Origin of the sequence: Alloalcanivorax profundimaris, assembly GCF_015265435.1 — a bacterium.
In the GTDB taxonomy this organism is placed as follows: domain Bacteria; phylum Pseudomonadota; class Gammaproteobacteria; order Pseudomonadales; family Alcanivoracaceae; genus Alloalcanivorax; species Alloalcanivorax profundimaris.
Window position 1 is genome coordinate 95,672 of record NZ_JABJWH010000037.1, and the last position, 17,779, is coordinate 113,450.

Sequence of the window (17,779 nt, forward strand, 5' to 3'; positions counted from 1 at the left end):
GAACCCGTCAGTCGGTTATTTGGCCACGTCCTCGAACAACGCCTGCACGAACTCCTCGGCGTTGAACGGGCGCAGATCCTCCAGGCGTTCCCCCACGCCGATGAAGCGGATCGGCAGCCCGGTGCGTTTGGCCAGAGCGAACAGGATACCGCCTTTGGCGGTGCCGTCGAGCTTGGTGAGCACCAACCCGGTCACACCGGCGGTATCGCGGAACTCCTCGGCCTGGTTGATGGCGTTCTGGCCGGTGCCGGCGTCCAGCACCAGCAGCACCTCGTGGGGCGCGTCCGGGGACAGCTTCTTCATCACCCGGGTCACCTTGGAGAGCTCCTCCATCAGGTTGCCGCGGGTGTGCAGGCGGCCGGCGGTGTCGGCGATCAGCACGTCGGCGCCCCGGGACTGGGCCGCCTGGACGGCGTCGTAGACCACGCTGGCGGAGTCGGCGCCGGTGTGCTGGGCCACCACCGGGATGTCGTTGCGCTCACCCCACACCTGCAATTGCTCCACGGCGGCGGCGCGGAAGGTGTCGCCGGCGGCCAGCATCACGCCCTTGCCCTCCGCCTTGAAGCGGCAGGCCAGCTTGCCGATGGTGGTGGTCTTGCCGACGCCGTTCACGCCCACCATCAGGATCACATAGGGTTTCTTGCCCGGGTCGATCTCCAGGGGCTGGTCCACCGGCACCAGCAGCTTGCGCAGTTCTTCCTGCAGGGCTTCGTAGAGAGCGTCGGCGTCCACCAGTTCCTGGCGGCCGACCCGCTCGGTGAGGTTGCCGATGATGGTGTCGGTGGCTTCCACGCCCACGTCCGCCACCAGCAGCTGGGTCTCGATTTCCTCGAAGATCTCGTCGTCGATCTCCTTGGCGCCCACCAGCAGGTCCGCCAGGCCCTTGCCCAGGTTCTTGCTGGTCTTGCTCATGCCCTGCTTCATGCGCGACCAGAAGCCGCCGCCTTCTTCCGGTTCGGCGGCCGGGGCGGGGGCGTCCTCCCGGGGCGGCGCCGGCGGTGCTTCCTGGGCGGGCGGAGGCGCCGGTTGTGGCGGAGCGGGCGGTTCGGCGGGCGAATCAGCGGGCTTCGCCGGCTCGCTCTGGCTCTGCTCCTGGCCCGGTTCCTCCGGCTTGCGCTTGAACATGCGCGAGAAGAAACCGCCTTTCTGCGGGGTCTCGTCGGCGCGCTGATCGTCGTCGCGGGAATCGTCGTTCATGGGGCTGTCTTCCTGGCCAGTGAGGTCGATGCAAAGGCGGCCGGTATCCTACCACCGCCCGCCCGGCGGCGTCTCCGTTTCCGCCCCGGGCGTTTGTGGCGTACCCTCGCCGGGGCCGAGAAACTTCCGGCGGTCCGGCCAGTCGTACCCATCGGAACGACGCCCTGACCTTCGCTGCTCAGAGGAAAGCGCATGAAAGCATTGTGGATCGCCCTGGCATTGGGCGCCCTGGCGGTATCCGCCCGGGCCGACCTGCCCACCCATGAATTCCAGCTGGACAACGGCCTGGACGTGCTGGTGCGCGAGGATCACCGCGCCCCGGTGGTCACCGTGATGATCTGGTTCAAGGCCGGCAGCATCGACGAGGCCCCCTTCGAGACCGGCGTGGCCCATTTGCTGGAGCACATGATGTTCCGCAACAGCAAGCACCTGGCCCCCGGCGAATTCTCGCGCCTGGCGGCCCGCTTCGGCGGCGACGTCAACGCCTTCACCAGCTACGACTTCACCGCCTACTACCAGCAATACGAGGCCTCGCGGCTGCCGCTGGCCCTGGAACTGGAGGCGGAGCGGCTCAAGAACCTGCGCATCGAGGACGAGGACTTCCATCGCGAGCTGCAGGTGGTGATGGAGGAGCGCCGCCAGCGCACCGACGACAAACCCACCGCCCTGGCCTGGGAGAAATTCCAGGCGGTGGCGCGGCCCGGCACCGGCTACGCCCACCCGATCATCGGCTGGCGGGACCAGCTCGCCCAGCTCAAGCCGGAGCAGGCGCGCAGCTGGTACCAGCGCTTTTACGTGCCCGGCAACGCCACCCTGGTGATCGCCGGCGACGTCACCGAGGCCGAGGCCCGGCCCCTGGTGGAGAAGTTCTTCGGCGACATGCCCGCCGGCGAGACCCCGCCGCGCCCGGACCCGACGCTCAACCCGCCCGCCGGCGAGCGGCGCATGACCCTGCGGCTGCCGGTGCGGGTGCCGGCGCTCTACATGCTCTACAACGTGCCCTCCCTGGCCACCGCCGAGGACCCGGCCACCTTCTACGCCCTGACCATGCTCGGCGGCGTGCTGGACGGCGGCCTCAGCGCCCGGGTGGAAAGCAACATGGTGCGCGGCCAGCGCCTGGCCGCCGGCGCCGGCGCCGGCTACGACGGCCTGCAGCGCGGCAACGGCACCTTCACCTTCACCGCCTCCCCGAACCCGGGCGTCAGCCTGGATGAGCTGGAGGCCGCCTTCGAGCAGGAGGTGCGCAAGATCGCCGAGCAACCGCCGGGCGAGGAAGAGATGGACCGGGTGCGCGCCAGCGTGCTGGCCGGCCAGGTCTACCAGCGCGATTCGGTGATGGGCCAGGCCATGGAGCTGGGCCGTCTGTCGGTGTTGGGCGTGGACTGGCGCCTGGCCGAGCAATTCGATGAGAACCTGGCGAAGGTGACCCCGGAGCAGGTGCAACGGGCCGCCCGGGACTGGCTGGTGGCCGAGCGCCGTGCCGTGGCCCATGTGATTCCGGAGGAGCAGCAATGATGATGACCGCCCAGAGCCCCCTGAAGATCCTCGCCGCGGCGGCCTGCGCCCTGGCCCTGGCCGGCTGCGCCAGCTTTCCCACCACCGCCGGCAAGGTGAGCAAGGCGGAGCCGGCGGCTCCGGAGCTGGCGATCCAGTCCTGGCAAACCGACCAGGGCGCCAAGGTGCTGTTCGTGCCCTCCGAGGCGCTGCCCATGCTCGATGTGCGCCTGGTGATGCACGCCGGCGGCGCCCGCGATGGCGACCAGCCCGGCCTGGCATCGCTGACCAGCGCCCTGATCGGCGAGGGCGCCGAGGGGCTGAGCGTGGACGACATCGCCCGTGGCTTCGAGGACCGGGGCGCCCATTTCTCCACCGGCAGCTACCAGGACATGGGCGTGGTCAGCCTGCGCACCCTGTCCAAGCCGGAATGGCGGGACGACGCCGTGGACCTGCTGGCCCGGGTGGTGGGCCGGCCCACTTTCCCCCAGGACGCCCTGGACCGCCTGCGCACCCGCGCCATGCAGGGCCTGAAGATGGAGAAGCAGGTGCCCGGGCCCCAGGTGGACAAGGCCTTCCAGCGCGCCGTGTTCGGCGATCACCCCTATGGCCACGCCGATTCCGGCACCCTGGAAAGCCTGCCCGGCATCACCCGGGAGGACCTGCGCCGCTTCCACGAGCGCTACTACGCCGCCGGCAACACGGTCATCGCCCTGGTGGGCGATGTCAGCCGCGAGCAGGCGGAAGCCATCGCCGCCGAACTCAGCGCCGCGCTGCCCGACGGCGGCCCGGCGCCGGACCTGCCCCGGGCGAAGAAAGCCGCCGAGCGGGTCGTTGAGCACCTTACCTTCCCCTCCAACCAGACCCACATCCTGATCGGCGGCCAGGCCACCTGGCGCGGCAATCCGGACCACGCGGCCCTGTACGTGGGCAACTACATCCTCGGTGGCGGCGGCTTCGCCTCCCTGCTCACCCAGGAAGTGCGCGAGAAGCACGGCTACGTCTACGGCGTGTCCAGTTTCTTCCAGCCCATGGCCGCCGGCGGGCCCTTCCGGCTGCAGCTGCAGACCGCCAACGACAACGCCGACCAGGCCCTGGGCGTGACCATGGGGCTGCTGCGCGATTTCATCGCCAACGGCCCCACCCAGGAACAGCTCGACAACGCCAAGGCCAACATTCTTGGCCGCCGGGCACTGGAAACCGCCGACAACAGCGATATCATCGGCCAGCTTGGCGCCATCGGCTTCTACGACCTGCCCCTGGATTATCTCCAGCGCTTCAACCGGCAGGTCAAGGCGGTCACGGTGGCGGACATTCGCGAGGCGTTCCAGCGTGCCCTCGACGCCGACCGGCTGGCCATCGTCAGCATCGGCCCGGAGGCGCCGCGCCTGCCACAAGGCGGCAAGGATGAAACCCAGGGGCAAGACCAGTAGGGGCCAGATTCGGATCATCGGCGGCGAGCGGCGCGGCCACCGGCTGAACTTCGTCGACCAGCGCGGTGACCTGCGGCCGTCCTCGGACCGCATGCGGGAAACCCTGTTCAACTGGCTGCAGGCGGACGTGCCCGGCGCCCGGGTGCTGGATCTGTTCGCCGGCTCCGGGGCCCTGGGCGCCGAGGCGCTTAGCCGGGGCGCCGCCCACGCGGTGCTGGTGGAGCGCAAGCGCGAGCGCTGCGCCGACCTGAGCCGGCAACTGGCACCGCTGTTCGGCGAGCGGGTCCGGGTGCAATGCGCCGACGCCCTCAAATGGTTGCCGCGCAGCAGCGAACGCTTTGATCTGGTGTTCATCGATCCGCCCTATGATCTGGGTTTGGCGGAACCGGCCTGCGCGGCCCTGGAGGAACTGGGACTGCTCGCCGACGATGCCCTGATCTACGTGGAATCCCGCCGCCAGGCGGACGCCCCGGCGGTGCCGGACGGCTGGGAACTGATACGAAAAAAGGACGGCGGGGATGTGCGCGCCGAACTATACAGAAAGCCAACGGCGACAAGTTGAAAGTTGAAACGCGACCGGCAACCAGCCGGTGGCAGCGGACGTGCCCGCGCTTGTAACTTGCAACTTGTAACTTTCAACTGATTTTGGAGGTCCATCTTGAGTCTTGCCATAGGAGCGGTGATCGCCGGGTTGATCCTGCTGATCTGGAGCGCCGACCGGTTCGTGGACGGCGCCTCCGCCACCGCCCGCCACGCGGGCATGCCGACCCTGCTGATCGGCATGCTGGTGATCGGTTTCGGCACCTCGGCCCCGGAAATGGTGGTCTCCGCCCTGGCGTCCCTGGACGGCAACCCCGGCCTGGCCCTGGGCAACGCCTACGGCTCCAACATCACCAACATCGCCCTGATCCTGGGCTTCACCGCGGTGATCAGCCCCATCGCCGTGCACTCCACGGTGCTGCGCCGGGAGCTGCCGGTGCTGGCGGTGATCACCGTGCTGTCCGGCTACCAGCTCCTCGACGGCCAGGTCAGCGGCCTGGACGCCGCCGTGCTGTTGTCGGTGTTCGCCGCCCTCATGGGCTGGTCCGTGTATCAGGGCATGAGCGGCAAGGGCGACCCTCTCGGTGGCGGCGTGGAAGGCGAGCTGGAGGCCCAGCCCCTGCCGCTGGGCCGGGCGCTGTTCTGGCTGGTCACCGGCCTGGTATTGCTGGTGGTCAGTTCCCGGCTGCTGGTGTGGGGGGCGGTGTTCATCGCCGAATCCCTGGGCGTCAGCGACCTGATCATCGGCCTCACCGTGGTGGCGGTGGGCACCTCCCTGCCGGAGCTGGCCTCGGCGCTGGCGGCGGTGCGCAAGAACGAGCACGATCTGGCGCTGGGCAATGTGCTAGGCTCGAACCTGTTCAACACCCTGGCGGTGGTCGGCATCGCCGGCGCCATCACGCCGGTGCCCACGGAACCGGCGGTGCTGTACCGGGACTGGGTGGTGATGGCGGCGCTCACCGTGGCGCTGTTCCTGTTCGGTTACGGCTTTCGGGGCGCCGGCACCGGCCGCATCAATCGCGTCGAGGGGGCGATTCTGCTGGCCGCCTACCTGGGCTACACCGGCTATCTGATCTCCACCCTGGTCAAGGCCCCGGGCGCCGCCGGCTGACGCCCGGCCCGCTAACAAGGAGACGCGATGCGCGCGCCGCTGGAACAAAAATCCTTCCTGGCTCTGCTGCTGCTGGTCAGCGTGGCCTTCATGTGGGTGCTCAAGCCGTTCTTCGCGCCCATCTTCTGGGCCTGCGCCGTGGCGCTGATCTTCTATCCGGCCCAGCAGCGGCTGCTGCGCAAATGGCCGGGCCGGCCCAACCTGGTGGCCCTGACCACCCTGCTGATCTGCACCGTGGTGGTGGTGATCCCGGTGCTGGCGGTGGCCGCTTCCTTCGTTACCGAGGGCGTGGCCATGTATCAGAAGCTGCAGCAGGGCGATCTGGACCCGCAGAAATACATCGACGCCTTCCGCACCGGCTTCCCCACCGCCTACCACATGCTCGAGCGCGCCGGGGTGGAGTTCGGCAACCTGGGCCAGCAGTTGATCAGCGCCTTGAAAAGCGCCGGCCAGTTCCTCGGCAAACGGGCCCTGGCGGTGGGTCAGAACACCTTCCAGTTCTTCATCGACCTGGGCCTGATGCTGTATCTCACCTTCTTCCTGCTGCGCGACGGGCCCAAGCTGGTGCGCATGCTGATCCGCGCCCTGCCCCTGGGCGATGACCGGGAAATCCTGCTGTTCAACAAATTCGCCGAGATCACCCGGGCCACCATCAAGGGCAACCTGGTGGTGGCGGCGGTGCAGGGCGCCCTGGGTGGCCTGATCTTCTGGATCCTGGGCATCCCGGCGGCGTTGCTGTGGGGCGTGGCCATGGCCCTGCTGTCGTTGATCCCGGCGGTGGGCGCGAGCTTGATCTGGCTGCCAGTGGCGCTGTATTTGTATGCCGTGGGCGACATCGCCGAGGCGGTGATCCTGACCGCCTTCGGCGCCGTGGTGATCGGCCTGGTGGACAACCTGCTCCGGCCCATCCTGGTGGGCCGGGACACCAAGCTGCCGGACTATGTGGTGCTCTACTCCACCCTCGGCGGGCTGGCGCTGTTCGGCATCACCGGGTTCGCCCTGGGGCCGCTGCTGGCGGGCCTGTTCGTGGCCTTCTGGCAGATCTTCATTCAGGAATTCAACACGGAACCGGCGGACGTGGACATCGGTCCTACCGGAGACGAAGAACAGGGAAGTAATCCCGGGAGACGATCATGAATCTGTTGTATTTCACGCCGCTGGTGGTGGCCGCCGCCGTGGCCAGCAGCTGCGGGGACGACGATGACGACGGTTTCGGAGGCTCATTGCGCTCCGACGCCTCGGTGTTCTACTACAACCAGATCACCAGCAACGGCGCCGCCGATCAGAGCACGCTGACGGCCGATGTGACTCTGTCCGGTGACGATAGCGATAGTGTCTCGGGTGTCGGCTATTCCGGAGAGGACGAAGGGCCGGAGCTTCGGGTCCGCATCGACGACGCCAATGATAACGATGACAACAGCGTTTCATTGGAAGGCGTGAACAGCAGTGGCGGCCGGTTATTCCGAACGCGGGTGAACCTGGCCAATAACAGCAACTACACTGCGGTTTCTTACGGTGACACCAGTTTCAACTCCACGGACATCGCTCTTTTTGAGCAGAATGCCAGCGATGTGGATTCGGGAGTCCGGTTTCGCGTGATCAATACCGTGGACCCTGAAGACCTGAATGCGTCAGGGTTCGCGTTGCGTTACAGCGACTCGGGTACCGGCAACTACTTCTCCACTGGCGTCCGTCAAGGGGACGCGACGGAGTACCAGAGCACCAATGCGGGCAGTCTCAATCTGGTGGTGGCCCGCACCGGAGTGGATCCCGAAGAGCGTTTCGCCCGCGTGGACTGCTCGTTGAGCGGTTCCCGCACTTACGATGTAATCCTGGCGGCGAACGATCCGCTCAATCCGCCGCTCAGCGAAAGCGAGGCGGAGGACGAACTGGTGATCTATTGCCATCCCCAGGAGCGCAACTGACGGCTCCGGTTTTCGGCATTGTGTTTCCCGTGCCAGCGGTTAGCATGGCCGGGGTCCGTTAGCCGGGGGAACCGTCTTGCCCGCCATTCATACCCGTGAGCCGGCGCTGATACTGCGCGCCGGCGCCCAAGCCCGCGCGCACCTTCTCGAGCACGGCCTGCGCGCCGGCGACGTGGACATCGTGCCCGGCGCCGCCGGCGGTCCCAAAGCGGTGGGGCTGGCCGGCCTGGACCGGGCCGTGTTCGGCGACTTCCTGCCCCGGGCGCCGCGCCCGCGCACCCTGATCGGCGCCTCCATCGGCAGCTGGCGATTCGCCGCCGTGGCCGGCGCCCGGGATGGCCGCGACGCCGCCCACCGGCTGGCGCGGCTGGCCGACCTCTACACCTCCCAACGGTTTCCCAAGGGCGTGCGCCCCCGGGAAGTCACGCGGCGCTGCGAGAAGATGCTGGCGGACCTGCTGGCCGACAGCGACGACCGCATCCTCACCAACCCGGACTACCGGCTGGTGGTGGTGGTGATCCGCAGCCGGGGCGCGATTGGTGGCGACCACCCCCTGGGCCTGGGCCTCGGTCTGGCCGGGGTGATCGGCGGCAACCTGCTCAGCCGCCGGGCCCTGGGCGCGTTCATGGAGCGCGGCCTGGCCTACACCGGCGAGCCGGACCTGCCCCTGGAGCAACTGCGCGACTTCACCACCCACGCCATTCCTCTGGATGTGAAGAACCTGCGCGCGGTGCTGCTGGCCAGCGCCGCCATCCCCATGGTGCTGGAAGGCGTGCGTGACATCCCCGGCGCGCCGCCCGGCGTGTACCGGGACGGCGGGCTGCTCGATTACCACCTGGACCTGCCCTATCGCAGCGAGGGGCTGGTGCTGTATCCACACTTCACCGACCGGGTGATTCCGGGCTGGTTCGACAAGCCCCTGCGTTGGCGCAACGGCGACGCCGGCCGGCTGTCGCGCACTTTACTGGTGGCGCCGTCGGCGGATTACTTGGCGCGGCTGCCGGACGGCAAGCTGCCGGACCGCTCCGACTTCAAGCGCTACCTGGGCGACGACCCGGCCCGCGAGCGGGCCTGGCGCCAGGCCATCGACGAGAGCCGGCGTTTGGGCGACGAGTTCCTGGAGCTGGTGGAGACCGGCAAGTTCGCGGACCGCCTTACGCCGCTGTGACAATCGCGACTGAAGCGGTGCGCCGCCCGGTCCCTCCTACGGCGAGGACCTCCGTCCCGTTGTAGGAGCGACTTCAGTCGCGATCCCCCCCGTCCATGCGGTCACCCCTCCTGTGTTAGGCTTGCCGCTCCCGTAATCCGCCGGAGCCTCCGTGCGCCACGCCGATTCCTCCCTGACCCGTCAAATCTGGCGGCAAACCTGGCCCATGACCCTGGGCGCCCTGTCGCTGCTGGGCTTCAATCTGGTCGACAGCGTCTTCGTGGCGCGCCTGGGCACCGAGCCCCTGGCCGCCCAGTCGTTTACCTTCCCCCTGGTGTTTCTCACCATCGGCGTGCAGGTGGGCATGGGCATCGCCATCGCCGCCCTGATCTCCCGGGCCATCGGCGCCGGCGAGGAACACCGGGCCGGGCGCCTGGGGGTGCTGGTGCTCACCGGCGGCGGCGCCGTCATGGCGGTATTGCTGTTGCTGTTATGGGCCCTCCAGGACCCGGCCTTCGCCCTGCTCGGCGCCAGCGAGCGCATCCGCGAGGTGATCCGACCGTTTTGGAACATTCAGGTGTGCGCCTCCTGGGCCAGCGCCATGATGTATTTCGGCTACAGCCTGTTCCGCGCCCACGGCAATACCCGCTTTCCGGGGACCATGATGATGGTCACCAGCCTGCTGAACCTGGTCCTGGACCCATTGCTGATCTTCGGCCTCGGGCCGGTGCCGGCCCTGGGCCTGGAGGGCGCCGCCTGGGCGTCGCTGGCGGTGTTCGTCAGCGGCGGCCTGATCACCGCCTTCTTCCTGCGCGGGCGCGGCTGGCTGGAGCTCGACCAGGTGCTGGCGGAGGTGCGTGTTTCCGCCGGCCCGTTCGCCCACATCGCCGGGCCCGCCATGGTCAGCCAGCTGATGCCGCCCCTGGCGGCCATGCTCGCCACCGGCCTGGTGGCGCGGCTGGGGGAATCGGCGGTGGCCGCCTGGGGCCTGACCAGCCGCCTGGAAAGCTTCTCCATCGTGCTGGTGCTGGGCATGACCATGGCGCTGCCGCCCTGGCTGGGCCGCTGCTACGGCGCCGGCCGCTGGGAAGAGGTGGAGCGGGTGATGGCCGCCGCCGCGCGCATGGTGGTGATCTGGCAGGTGCTGCTGGGGTTGTTGGTGGCGCTGTGCGCCGCGCCCCTGGCGGCGCTGTTGGTGGACAGCCCGGCGGTGCGTGAAGCCCTCACCCAACTGATCCGCTTCCTGCCGCCCAGCTACGGGCTGCTCGGCGTGTGCATGCTGGTGGTATCGGCCAGTAACGCCCTGGGCTGGCCCATGCGCGCCATGCTGATTTCCTTCCTGCGCCTGTTCGCCTGTTACTTGCCGTTGCTATGGCTGGGCGCCTGGCTGGGCGGGCTCACCGGGCTGGCCATCGGCGCCGGCGCCGGCAATCTGCTCGCCGGCGCCATGGCCTGGACCTTCTATAAGAAAGGCCTGCGCCGCCACCTGGATGCTCTGTAGGCCCCCGGAGGATCGGCCGGGCGGCGTATCGCTTCAGCCATCCCCGCGAGCCATCCCTGCTTTCAGGCGCTGCGCAGGTGATGCGCGTGGTAGCGCAGATGGTCGTCGATGAAGCTGGCGATGAAGAAGTAGGAGTGGTCGTAGCCGGGCCGCATCTGCAACGTCAGTGGAATGCCGGCGTCCTGGCAGGCGCTCTCCAGGGCTTCCGGGCGTAGCTGCCCATCCTGGTAGAAGTTGTCCGCGTCGCCCTGGTCCACCTTGATCTCGTCCACCCTGGCGCCGGCGGCGATCAGCTCGCAGGCGTCCCATTGCTTCCAGCTTTCCCGGTCGTCGCCCAGATAGCCGCCGAACGCCTTCTCGCCCCAGGGGCATTGCGTGGGGTTGGCGATGGGCGCGAACGCGGACACCGAGGTGTAGCGGCCCGGGTTCTTGAGGGCGCACACCAGGGCGCCGTGGCCGCCCATGGAATGCCCGCTGATCGCCTCGCGACCGTTGAGCGGAAAGTGCTCGCGCACCAGCGCCGGCAATTCCTCGGTGACGTAGTCGTACATCCGGTAGTGCTTGTTCCAGGGCGCCTGCTCCGCGTTCAGGTAGAAGCCGGCGCCGGAGCCGAAGTCGTAGCTGTCGTGCTCACCGGGCAGGTCGGTGCCGCGCGGGCTGGTGTCCGGGCAGACGAACGCCAGCCCCAACTCCGCCGCCACCCGCTGGGCGCCGGCCTTCTGAGTGAAGTTCTCATCGGTGCAGGTCAGCCCGGACAGCCACCACAGCAGCGGCACGTCGTGTTCCTCCGCCGCCGGCGGCAGGAAGATGGCGAACACCATGTCGCAGCCGAGCACCTGGCTGTGGTGCTTGTAGCGCTTCAGCCAGCCGCCGAAACTCTTGTTGGCGGAAACCAGTTCCAGTTCATTGGAGGTCGTCATCGGTGACTCCCTTGGTCATATTCGAAACATGCGGAGCGCGCCGTAGGAGCGGCTTCAGCCGCGATCAGCCCGGGCGTAGTGAGCGGGCGCTTGCATCGCGGCTGAAGCCGCTCCTACAGAGCAAACCTGCTTCAGTACAAAATAACCGACCGGATGCTCTTGCCTTCGTGCATCAGATCGAACGCCTTGTTGATGTCATCCAGCGGCATGGTGTGGGTGACGAACTCGTCGATCTTGATCTCGCCCTTCATGTAACGGTCCACGTAGCCGGGCAATTCGGTGCGGCCTTTGACGCCGCCGAAGGCGGAGCCCTTCCAGACCCGGCCGGTGACCAGCTGGAACGGGCGGGTGGAGATTTCCTCGCCGGCGCCGGCCACGCCGATGATGATGGATTCACCCCAGCCCTTGTGGCAGCACTCCAGGGCGGAGCGCATCACGTTGACGTTGCCGATGCACTCGAAGGAGTAATCCACGCCGCCGTCGGTGAGCTCGACGATCACTTCCTGGATCGAGTCGCTGTACTTGGTCGGGTTGACGAAGTCGGTGGCGCCGAACTGGCGGGCCATCTTCTCCTTGTCGTCGTTGATGTCGATGGCGATGATGCGCTCGGCTTTCGCCATCACCGCGCCCTGGATCACCGACAGGCCGATGCCGCCCATGCCGAACACCGCCACCGTGGAACCGGGCTCCACCTTGGCGGTGTTGAGCACCGCGCCGATGCCGGTGGTGACGCCGCAGCCGAGCAGGCAGATCTTGTCCAGCGGTGCTTCCTTGCTGACCTTGGCCAGGGACACTTCCGGCACCACGGTGTACTCGGAGAAGGTGCTGGTGCCCATGTAGTGGTGCAGCATCTTGCCGTTATGGGAAAAACGGCTGGTGCTGTCCGGCATCAGGCCCTTGCCCTGGGTGGCGCGCACCGCGGAGCACAGGTTGGTCTTGCCGGACAGGCAGAATTTGCACTTGCCGCACTCGGCGGTGTACAGCGGGATCACGTGGTCGCCGGGTTTCACGCTGGTGACGCCCTCGCCCACTTCCTGGACGATGCCGGCGCCCTCGTGGCCGAACACCGAGGGGAACAGGCCTTCCGGGTCCTTGCCGGAGAGGGTGTAAGCGTCGGTGTGGCAGACGCCGGTGGCGACGATTTGCACCAGCACTTCACCGGCCTTGGGGCCGGCCACGTCGATTTCCTCGATGACCAGCGGTTTGCCCGCTTCCCAGGCCACGGCGGCTCTTGATTTCATGGTGTTCTCCCTGTGAGTCCATATCGCATTGGTGTCCATGGTAGAGCAGCGCCGGGGCGCGGATTAAGGCATCATGGCGCAATAGATTATTGCTGGAGAGCAACAATGCAGCACTGGGACCGCATCGAGGCCTTCGTCGAAGTAGTGCGGCACGAATCCTTCGCCGGCGCCGCCCGTGCCCTGGGCGTCTCCAGTTCCCATGTGAGCCGGCTGGTGGCGCGGCTGGAGAAGGAGCTGGGCACTCAGTTGCTCTACCGGACCACCCGGCGGCTGGGCCTCACCGACGCCGGCACCGTCTATTACGAACACTGCGCCCAGCTGTTCGACGGCTTCCAGGAAGCGCTCACCGCCATCAGCGACTACCAGCAGCAGCCCAAGGGCGTGCTCAAGCTCACCTGCGCCACCACCTTCGGCGAGAAATTCATCGCCCCGGTGGTCAACGATTTCCTGGTCGCCCACCCGCAGCTGTCGGTGCGCATGGACTTCACCAACCGCCGCGTGGACATCATCGACGAAGGCTTCGACGTGGCGATTCGCACCGGCGCCCTGCCCGATTCCACCCTGATCGCCCGCAAGCTGTGCGAGCGGCGCGAGTACGTGGTCGGCTCGGCGGCCTACTTCGACCGCCATCCGCGCCCCCACACCCTGGGGGAACTGGGCGGCCACAACTGCCTGCTGGGTTCCATGGACCACTGGGCCTTCGACGTGGACGGCCAGCATCGCACCTTGCGGGTGCAGGGCAACTGGCGGGCCAATTCCGGCCTGGCCCTGCTGGACGCCGCCCGCAAGGGGCTGGGCCTGGTGCAGCTGCCGGATTACTACGTGCGCGACGGGCTCGACGATGGCTCGCTGATTTCGGTGCTGGACCAGTACGCCTGCCATCACACGGCGGTCTGGGTGGTCTACCCCCGGCACCGGCATCTCTCGCCCAAGGTGCGGCAGTTCGTGGACTTCCTGGTGGCGGCCATGGCGGATCGCGACTGAAGCGGTCCGGGCCTTGAAAGGTGCTTCACCCGCCGTCAGGTACATCCCGTTGACGGATTAACCCGATCGGCAAGGAGAGAACATGGCTAAGGCGAGCATTCCGTCCCTGGGGCTGGGCACCTTCCGGCTCAAGGGCGAGCAACTGATGGGCAGCATCCACAAGGCCCTGGATCTGGGCTACCGCCACATCGACACCGCCCAGATGTACGACAACGAGGAAACCGTGGGCGCCGCCCTGGACGCCCATGACGTGCCCCGCGATGAGGTGTTCCTGACCACCAAGATCTGGCACGACCGGCTGCGCCACGACGACCTGCTGAAGAGCCTGCAGGAAAGCGTCAACCGGCTGCGCGTCGACAGCGTGGACCTGGCCCTGATCCATTGGCCCAGCCCCGGCGACGAAGTGCCCATGGAGGAATACATCGGCGCCCTGGCGGAGGCCAAACAACGGGGCCTGGCCAGGCAAGTGGGCGTATCCAACTTCACCGTCGCCCAGCTTGAGAAAGCACGCGGCCTGCCCGGCGGCGAGCACCTGATCACCAACCAGGTGGAAGTGCACCCCTTCCTCACCAACCGCAAGGTGATCGAGGCGGTGAAGAGCGCCGGCCTCACCGTTACCGCCTACATGCCCCTGGCGGTGGGCAAGGTGATGGAGGACGACACCCTCAAGAAGCTGGCCGAGAAGTACGACGCCACCCCGGCCCAGCTGGTGCTGGCCTGGCTGCACCAGCAGGGCATCGTGGTGATCCCCTCGTCCACCAAGGAAGCGCACCTGAAGGCCAACCTGGCGGCCCTGGATCTGCGCATCGAGGACGACGACGTGGCCATCATCGAGAGCCTGGATCGCGGCGAACGCATCGCCGACCCGGATTTCGCCCCGGACTGGGACCGCTAGGCCGCGCCGTGACTTGTACGCCACTGGCCTCCATGGTACCTGTTCTTTGAACTGGTTCCGGTTTTTGGAGGTCGAGGGTGACGTCTTCCGGGCAGGCGGACCGCCAGGAGGCTGGTCTGCCCCACGATTTGTTCCGCGCCGAACGCTTTCCCGAGGCGGACCGCTTCCCGGTCTGGCGGCAAAGCGTGCGCCCCCTGTTCGATTCCGTGCCCGCCGCCGGCGGTGACTTCCACGCCTGGGTGGAAAGCTACGACCTGCGCGAGGTGTTCATGGCCCGCTGCGGGTTCACGCCGCTGGCGTTTCAACGCCACCCCGGCCGCGACGAGGCCGAGGGCGGTGATCACTGGCTGGTGCAGCTCTACCAGCAGGGTGGTTACCTGGGCCACAACGGCGACCGGCCGGTGCGTGTGGGCGCCGGGGACATCGGCCTGCTGGACCTGGGCCGCACCCTGGAGACCCGGGCGCCCACCTCCCAGGTGCTGTCCGTGGTGATTCCCCGGGAAGTGTTCGCGGCGCTGACCCCCGGGGTGCGGCCCCGCCACGGCCAGGTGCTGGCGGCGGGCCGTCCGGTGACCACCATCCTCGCCCATCATCTGGTGTCGGTGTGGCACAGCCTGCCGTCGCTGACCCTGGCCGACCTGGACGGCGTCAACCGCCTTCTGGTGGGGGCCGTGGCCGGCGCCTTCGCCGGCCCGGACGCCCCGGGCGCCCGGCCGTCGGAGGCCGGCGGCCTGGCCCTGGAGCGGGCCGGGCTGGACGCCATGCTCGTCTACATCCGGGCCCATCTCGATGAGGACCTGTCGCCGACGCGGCTGTGCCGTCGCTTTGGCTGCTCGCGCAGCCGGCTCTACCGGTTGTTCCAGCCCCTGGGCGGCATCGCCGCCTATGTCCGCGAGCAGCGCCTGGAGCGCTGCTTCCGGGATCTGCGCCGCGCCCCGATCACCGGCGACCGGGTGGTGGACGTGGCTCTGCGCTGGGGCTTCGACAGCCAGAGCCATTTCTGCCGGCTGTTCCGCCGCGCCTTCGCCATGACGCCCAGCGACGCCATCGAGCAGGCCCGCGCCGGAGAGGGCGACCCGCTGCCCCGGGCGCTGGCCAGCCCCGCCTTCCACCACTGGTTGCGCCAGCTCTAGCGCGGGGGGACACACGGACAACGTTTTCGGGACGGACGGGCAAGCCGGGCCTCCGCTTGCACTGCAAAATGATGCCTTGATCGCCGCGCCCGGGGGGGAACCTGGGGTTGTGGGCTGTCCGCGACGGCCATCGACCAGCAAGGTGGCGATCAACGGCACCGGAACCGAAACCCGCCGCCGGGCCTACCGGGGGGAAGGGCCTGGCGGCGGGGTTCCGGCCAGCCGTTTTCAAGGCACCGCCAGGTGCCGCCCGAGAAACGCCATGCCGGCCTCTTCCGCGCCGCCGCCGAACAGAAAGGCGGCCACGTGCCCGCGTCCCTTCATCAGATAGAGTTCATTGTCCACGCCATTGGCCAGCAAGGCCCGGCGCATGATCCGTGCGTGTTCCACCGGTACCACGCCATCCCAGGTACCGTGGTACAGGAACATCGGCGGCGTGTGGCCGGTGACCTGAGTCACCGGCGACGCCTGGGCGTACACGGCGGGAATCTCGTCCTGGCCGCCGCCCAGGAATTGCGGCACCAGTTCACCCCCCTGGAAAAGGCGCAGGTCGGTGGGCGTGCCGCCGGCCACCACCGCCCGGGGGCGGGTCACCGGGCCGCCGTGGGGGCGGTTCAGCGGGCTGTCCGGGTTGGCCGCCACGGTGGCCAGCAGGGTCACCAGGTGGGCTCCGGAGGAATAGCCCCAGGCGCCGACCCGGGCCCGATCCACGCCGTAGTCGTCGGCGTGGGTGTGCAGCCAGCGCATGGCCATTTGCAGATCCTGGAGCTGGGCCGGGAAGGTATGGGCCGGCGCGAACCGGTACTCAATGTTCACCGCCACGAAACCGTGCTCCGCCAGATCCCGGGACAGATCGGCCATGTCCGCCTTGGAGCGGCGTGCCCAGCCGCCGCCGTGCACCACCAGCACCGCCGGGTAGCGGCCCTCGGCGCGGGGGCGGTACAGGTCCGCGTGCAGGGCCTGGGGCCAGTCCGCCGGGGTATAGACCCGGTCACGGATCACGGTGACCGCCTCGGAGTGGGCCGTCGGCGCGGCGGTGGGGGTGTCGGGGGCGCCCAGGTGGCGCGTACAGCCAACCAGGGCGGCGAGGATCAGGAATAGCGGCAACAGGCGCATGGCGTCTCCGTGCGGGCAAAACGCCATGCTGGCCGGGCCGTGATCAAGGGCGGGTGAGGGTCAGGCCTCGAAGGCGGGATCGTCGACGATCATGCCCAGGCTGATGGCGCCGGGGCCGATGTTCACCGCGCCGGTGAGGCCCATGGTGCTGAGCAGCAAGGCCACGTCGTGGGCGCGGGCGGCTTCGGCGAGCTTGTCAAAGCCCGGCATCTGGCGGATGCGGCTCTCGTCGCCGGCGTAGCTCACGCAGATCACCGGCGCCGCCAGGCCGCGCTCGATGCAGCGCACCCCGTGACGGAACATCGCCTCCACGCCGGCGTCGAAGCCGCGCATCTTGGCCACCGGGAAGGTCTCGTCCTGGCGCGCGCAGAGCACCGGCTTGATGTCCAGGGCGTTGCCAAGAAGGGCGCCGGCCCAGCTCACGCTCTTGTCGCCGCGTTTCTTGGCGCGCTTGTGCAGGTAATAAATGTCCGGCACCACCGCGTAGCCGGTGGCCTGGCTGGCCAGCACTTCCACGGTTTGCCGGATCTCGGTGATCTTCATGCCGGACTGGATCAGCCGGGCGGTTTCCGCCGCCAGGGCGCCCTGGCCGGCGAACAGGGTCTGGCTGTCGGTCACGCGCAGCGCGAACGGGCCTTCCACGCCGGCTTCCTTGCGGATCGGTTTGTACTCGCGAAGGATGGCGTGGGACGCCTCGGTGGCGTTGTCGAAGATCGGGCTGCGGCTCTTGGGCACGGTCTGCACCAGGGCGTAGTCGAAATCCACCACCACCTTGTCCAGGAACAGGGCCTTGATCTGCTCCATGGTGAAGGGCACCGAGACCGCGTCATGGGCCTTTTCCGCCACTTCCGTGGCGTAGAACTGGCGGGTGCGCTCCGGGTCGCGGTCGTCGACGATGACCTGCTCCCCCAGTTTGATGGAAACCGGCAGAATCAGAATGCCGTGCTCTTCAATAAAGGACTTGGGCAGATCGCAACCGGAATCCACCACCAGACCGATTCTCATAACAAGGTCCCCCACGGGCTAATGCCGCTTTCTTAAAATGAGTCTAGCGAAAAAAGTGTGACCTGCAACACTACTGAAAAGATCCGGAAAAGCCCGGGAAAAAGCCTGTGAACGGCTTCCTTGCGAGAGTGGGGAAT

The 17,779-nt window shown here is 68.0% G+C and carries 16 protein-coding genes; 11 read left to right on the forward strand and 5 right to left on the reverse strand.

The features are described 5' to 3' along the window. Window positions 1–15: 15 nt before the first annotated feature. Window positions 16–1,197 carry a signal recognition particle-docking protein FtsY gene (gene ftsY / locus HMJ39_RS17180; RefSeq protein WP_194298232.1) on the reverse strand — a complete coding sequence of 394 codons (1,182 nt, stop codon included), beginning with the start codon at window positions 1,195–1,197 and terminating at the stop codon, window positions 16–18. A 192-nt stretch (window positions 1,198–1,389) separates the two neighbouring features. Here ftsY and HMJ39_RS17185 point away from each other — a divergent pair, with 192 nt between their 5' ends. The 8 genes from HMJ39_RS17185 to HMJ39_RS17220 all read left to right on the forward strand — a co-directional run bounded on the left by HMJ39_RS17185 (window position 1,390) and on the right by HMJ39_RS17220 (window position 10,348). Beyond that, the gene (locus HMJ39_RS17185) at window positions 1,390–2,712 is read left to right on the forward strand and encodes a M16 family metallopeptidase (protein ID WP_194298233.1); all 1,323 of its coding nucleotides are present in this window, start codon (window positions 1,390–1,392) and stop codon (window positions 2,710–2,712) included. Next, complete coding sequence (locus HMJ39_RS17190) at window positions 2,709–4,124, forward strand: M16 family metallopeptidase (protein ID WP_228462441.1); 1,416 nt, start codon at window positions 2,709–2,711, stop codon at window positions 4,122–4,124. Before HMJ39_RS17185 ends, HMJ39_RS17190 begins: the two co-directional genes overlap by 4 nt. After that, window positions 4,099–4,686: a 16S rRNA (guanine(966)-N(2))-methyltransferase RsmD gene (gene rsmD / locus HMJ39_RS17195; RefSeq protein WP_194298234.1), complete on the forward strand. Its 588-nt coding sequence runs from the start codon at window positions 4,099–4,101 to the stop codon at window positions 4,684–4,686. The genes HMJ39_RS17190 and rsmD overlap by 26 nt, the downstream gene beginning before the upstream one ends. Before the next feature lie 96 nt (window positions 4,687–4,782). Continuing rightward, entirely contained in the window at window positions 4,783–5,775 is a 993-nt protein-coding gene (locus tag HMJ39_RS17200; RefSeq protein ID WP_194298235.1) for a calcium/sodium antiporter, read from the forward strand. Between the two features lie 27 nt (window positions 5,776–5,802). Continuing rightward, the gene (locus tag HMJ39_RS17205) at window positions 5,803–6,912 is read left to right on the forward strand and encodes an AI-2E family transporter (protein ID WP_194298236.1); all 1,110 of its coding nucleotides are present in this window, start codon (window positions 5,803–5,805) and stop codon (window positions 6,910–6,912) included. Then, on the forward strand, window positions 6,909–7,700 hold the full coding sequence (locus HMJ39_RS17210) for a hypothetical protein (RefSeq protein WP_194298237.1): 792 nt from the start codon (window positions 6,909–6,911) through the stop codon (window positions 7,698–7,700). Before HMJ39_RS17205 ends, HMJ39_RS17210 begins: the two co-directional genes overlap by 4 nt. Before the next feature lie 76 nt (window positions 7,701–7,776). Further along, complete coding sequence (locus tag HMJ39_RS17215; RefSeq protein WP_194298238.1) at window positions 7,777–8,868, forward strand: patatin-like phospholipase family protein; 1,092 nt, start codon at window positions 7,777–7,779, stop codon at window positions 8,866–8,868. A gap of 205 nt (window positions 8,869–9,073) precedes the next feature. Then, window positions 9,074–10,348: an MATE family efflux transporter gene (locus HMJ39_RS17220; protein ID WP_194298261.1), complete on the forward strand. Its 1,275-nt coding sequence runs from the start codon at window positions 9,074–9,076 to the stop codon at window positions 10,346–10,348. 62 nt (window positions 10,349–10,410) lie between these two features. Here the strand turns inward: HMJ39_RS17220 and fghA are convergent, their stop codons facing one another. Both fghA and HMJ39_RS17230 read right to left on the reverse strand, forming a co-directional pair. After that, window positions 10,411–11,268: an S-formylglutathione hydrolase gene (gene fghA / locus HMJ39_RS17225; protein WP_306801141.1), complete on the reverse strand. Its 858-nt coding sequence runs from the start codon at window positions 11,266–11,268 to the stop codon at window positions 10,411–10,413. Between the two features lie 131 nt (window positions 11,269–11,399). Beyond that, the gene (locus HMJ39_RS17230) at window positions 11,400–12,509 is read right to left on the reverse strand and encodes an S-(hydroxymethyl)glutathione dehydrogenase/class III alcohol dehydrogenase (protein ID WP_194298239.1); all 1,110 of its coding nucleotides are present in this window, start codon (window positions 12,507–12,509) and stop codon (window positions 11,400–11,402) included. 105 nt (window positions 12,510–12,614) lie between these two features. Between HMJ39_RS17230 and HMJ39_RS17235 the strand changes: the two genes are divergently transcribed. The 3 genes from HMJ39_RS17235 to HMJ39_RS17245 all read left to right on the forward strand — a co-directional run bounded on the left by HMJ39_RS17235 (window position 12,615) and on the right by HMJ39_RS17245 (window position 15,521). Next, entirely contained in the window at window positions 12,615–13,493 is an 879-nt protein-coding gene (locus HMJ39_RS17235; protein WP_194298240.1) for a LysR family transcriptional regulator, read from the forward strand. 82 nt (window positions 13,494–13,575) lie between these two features. Then, window positions 13,576–14,388 carry a 2,5-didehydrogluconate reductase DkgB gene (gene dkgB, locus HMJ39_RS17240; protein WP_194298241.1) on the forward strand — a complete coding sequence of 271 codons (813 nt, stop codon included), beginning with the start codon at window positions 13,576–13,578 and terminating at the stop codon, window positions 14,386–14,388. A 77-nt stretch (window positions 14,389–14,465) separates the two neighbouring features. Beyond that, window positions 14,466–15,521: an AraC family transcriptional regulator gene (locus HMJ39_RS17245; RefSeq protein WP_194298242.1), complete on the forward strand. Its 1,056-nt coding sequence runs from the start codon at window positions 14,466–14,468 to the stop codon at window positions 15,519–15,521. Between the two features lie 228 nt (window positions 15,522–15,749). Here HMJ39_RS17245 and HMJ39_RS17250 read toward each other — a convergent pair whose 3' ends face one another. Together HMJ39_RS17250 and HMJ39_RS17255 are read right to left on the reverse strand one after the other, a co-directional pair. Next, the gene (locus HMJ39_RS17250) at window positions 15,750–16,637 is read right to left on the reverse strand and encodes an alpha/beta hydrolase (protein WP_194298243.1); all 888 of its coding nucleotides are present in this window, start codon (window positions 16,635–16,637) and stop codon (window positions 15,750–15,752) included. 60 nt (window positions 16,638–16,697) lie between these two features. Further along, a complete protein-coding gene (locus HMJ39_RS17255; RefSeq protein WP_194298244.1) occupies window positions 16,698–17,642 on the reverse strand; it encodes a DegV family protein in 945 nt (314 codons plus the stop codon). Between the last annotated feature and the right edge of the window lie 137 nt (window positions 17,643–17,779).

Bases quoted from the DNA above. Each gene is read 5' to 3' on its own strand.
- ftsY (WP_194298232.1), bottom strand. From the start codon at position 1,197: ATGAACGACGATTCCCGCGACGACGATCAGCGCGCCGACGAGACCCCG.
- HMJ39_RS17185 (WP_194298233.1), top strand. From the start codon at position 1,390: ATGAAAGCATTGTGGATCGCCCTGGCATTGGGCGCCCTGGCGGTATCC.
- HMJ39_RS17190 (WP_228462441.1), top strand. From the start codon at position 2,709: ATGATGATGACCGCCCAGAGCCCCCTGAAGATCCTCGCCGCGGCGGCC.
- rsmD (WP_194298234.1), top strand. From the start codon at position 4,099: ATGAAACCCAGGGGCAAGACCAGTAGGGGCCAGATTCGGATCATCGGC.
- HMJ39_RS17205 (WP_194298236.1), top strand. From the start codon at position 5,803: ATGCGCGCGCCGCTGGAACAAAAATCCTTCCTGGCTCTGCTGCTGCTG.
- HMJ39_RS17210 (WP_194298237.1), top strand. From the start codon at position 6,909: ATGAATCTGTTGTATTTCACGCCGCTGGTGGTGGCCGCCGCCGTGGCC.
- HMJ39_RS17220 (WP_194298261.1), top strand. From the start codon at position 9,074: ATGACCCTGGGCGCCCTGTCGCTGCTGGGCTTCAATCTGGTCGACAGC.
- fghA (WP_306801141.1), bottom strand. From the start codon at position 11,268: ATGACGACCTCCAATGAACTGGAACTGGTTTCCGCCAACAAGAGTTTC.
- HMJ39_RS17230 (WP_194298239.1), bottom strand. From the start codon at position 12,509: ATGAAATCAAGAGCCGCCGTGGCCTGGGAAGCGGGCAAACCGCTGGTC.
- HMJ39_RS17235 (WP_194298240.1), top strand. From the start codon at position 12,615: ATGCAGCACTGGGACCGCATCGAGGCCTTCGTCGAAGTAGTGCGGCAC.
- dkgB (WP_194298241.1), top strand. From the start codon at position 13,576: ATGGCTAAGGCGAGCATTCCGTCCCTGGGGCTGGGCACCTTCCGGCTC.
- HMJ39_RS17250 (WP_194298243.1), bottom strand. From the start codon at position 16,637: ATGCGCCTGTTGCCGCTATTCCTGATCCTCGCCGCCCTGGTTGGCTGT.
- HMJ39_RS17255 (WP_194298244.1), bottom strand. From the start codon at position 17,642: ATGAGAATCGGTCTGGTGGTGGATTCCGGTTGCGATCTGCCCAAGTCC.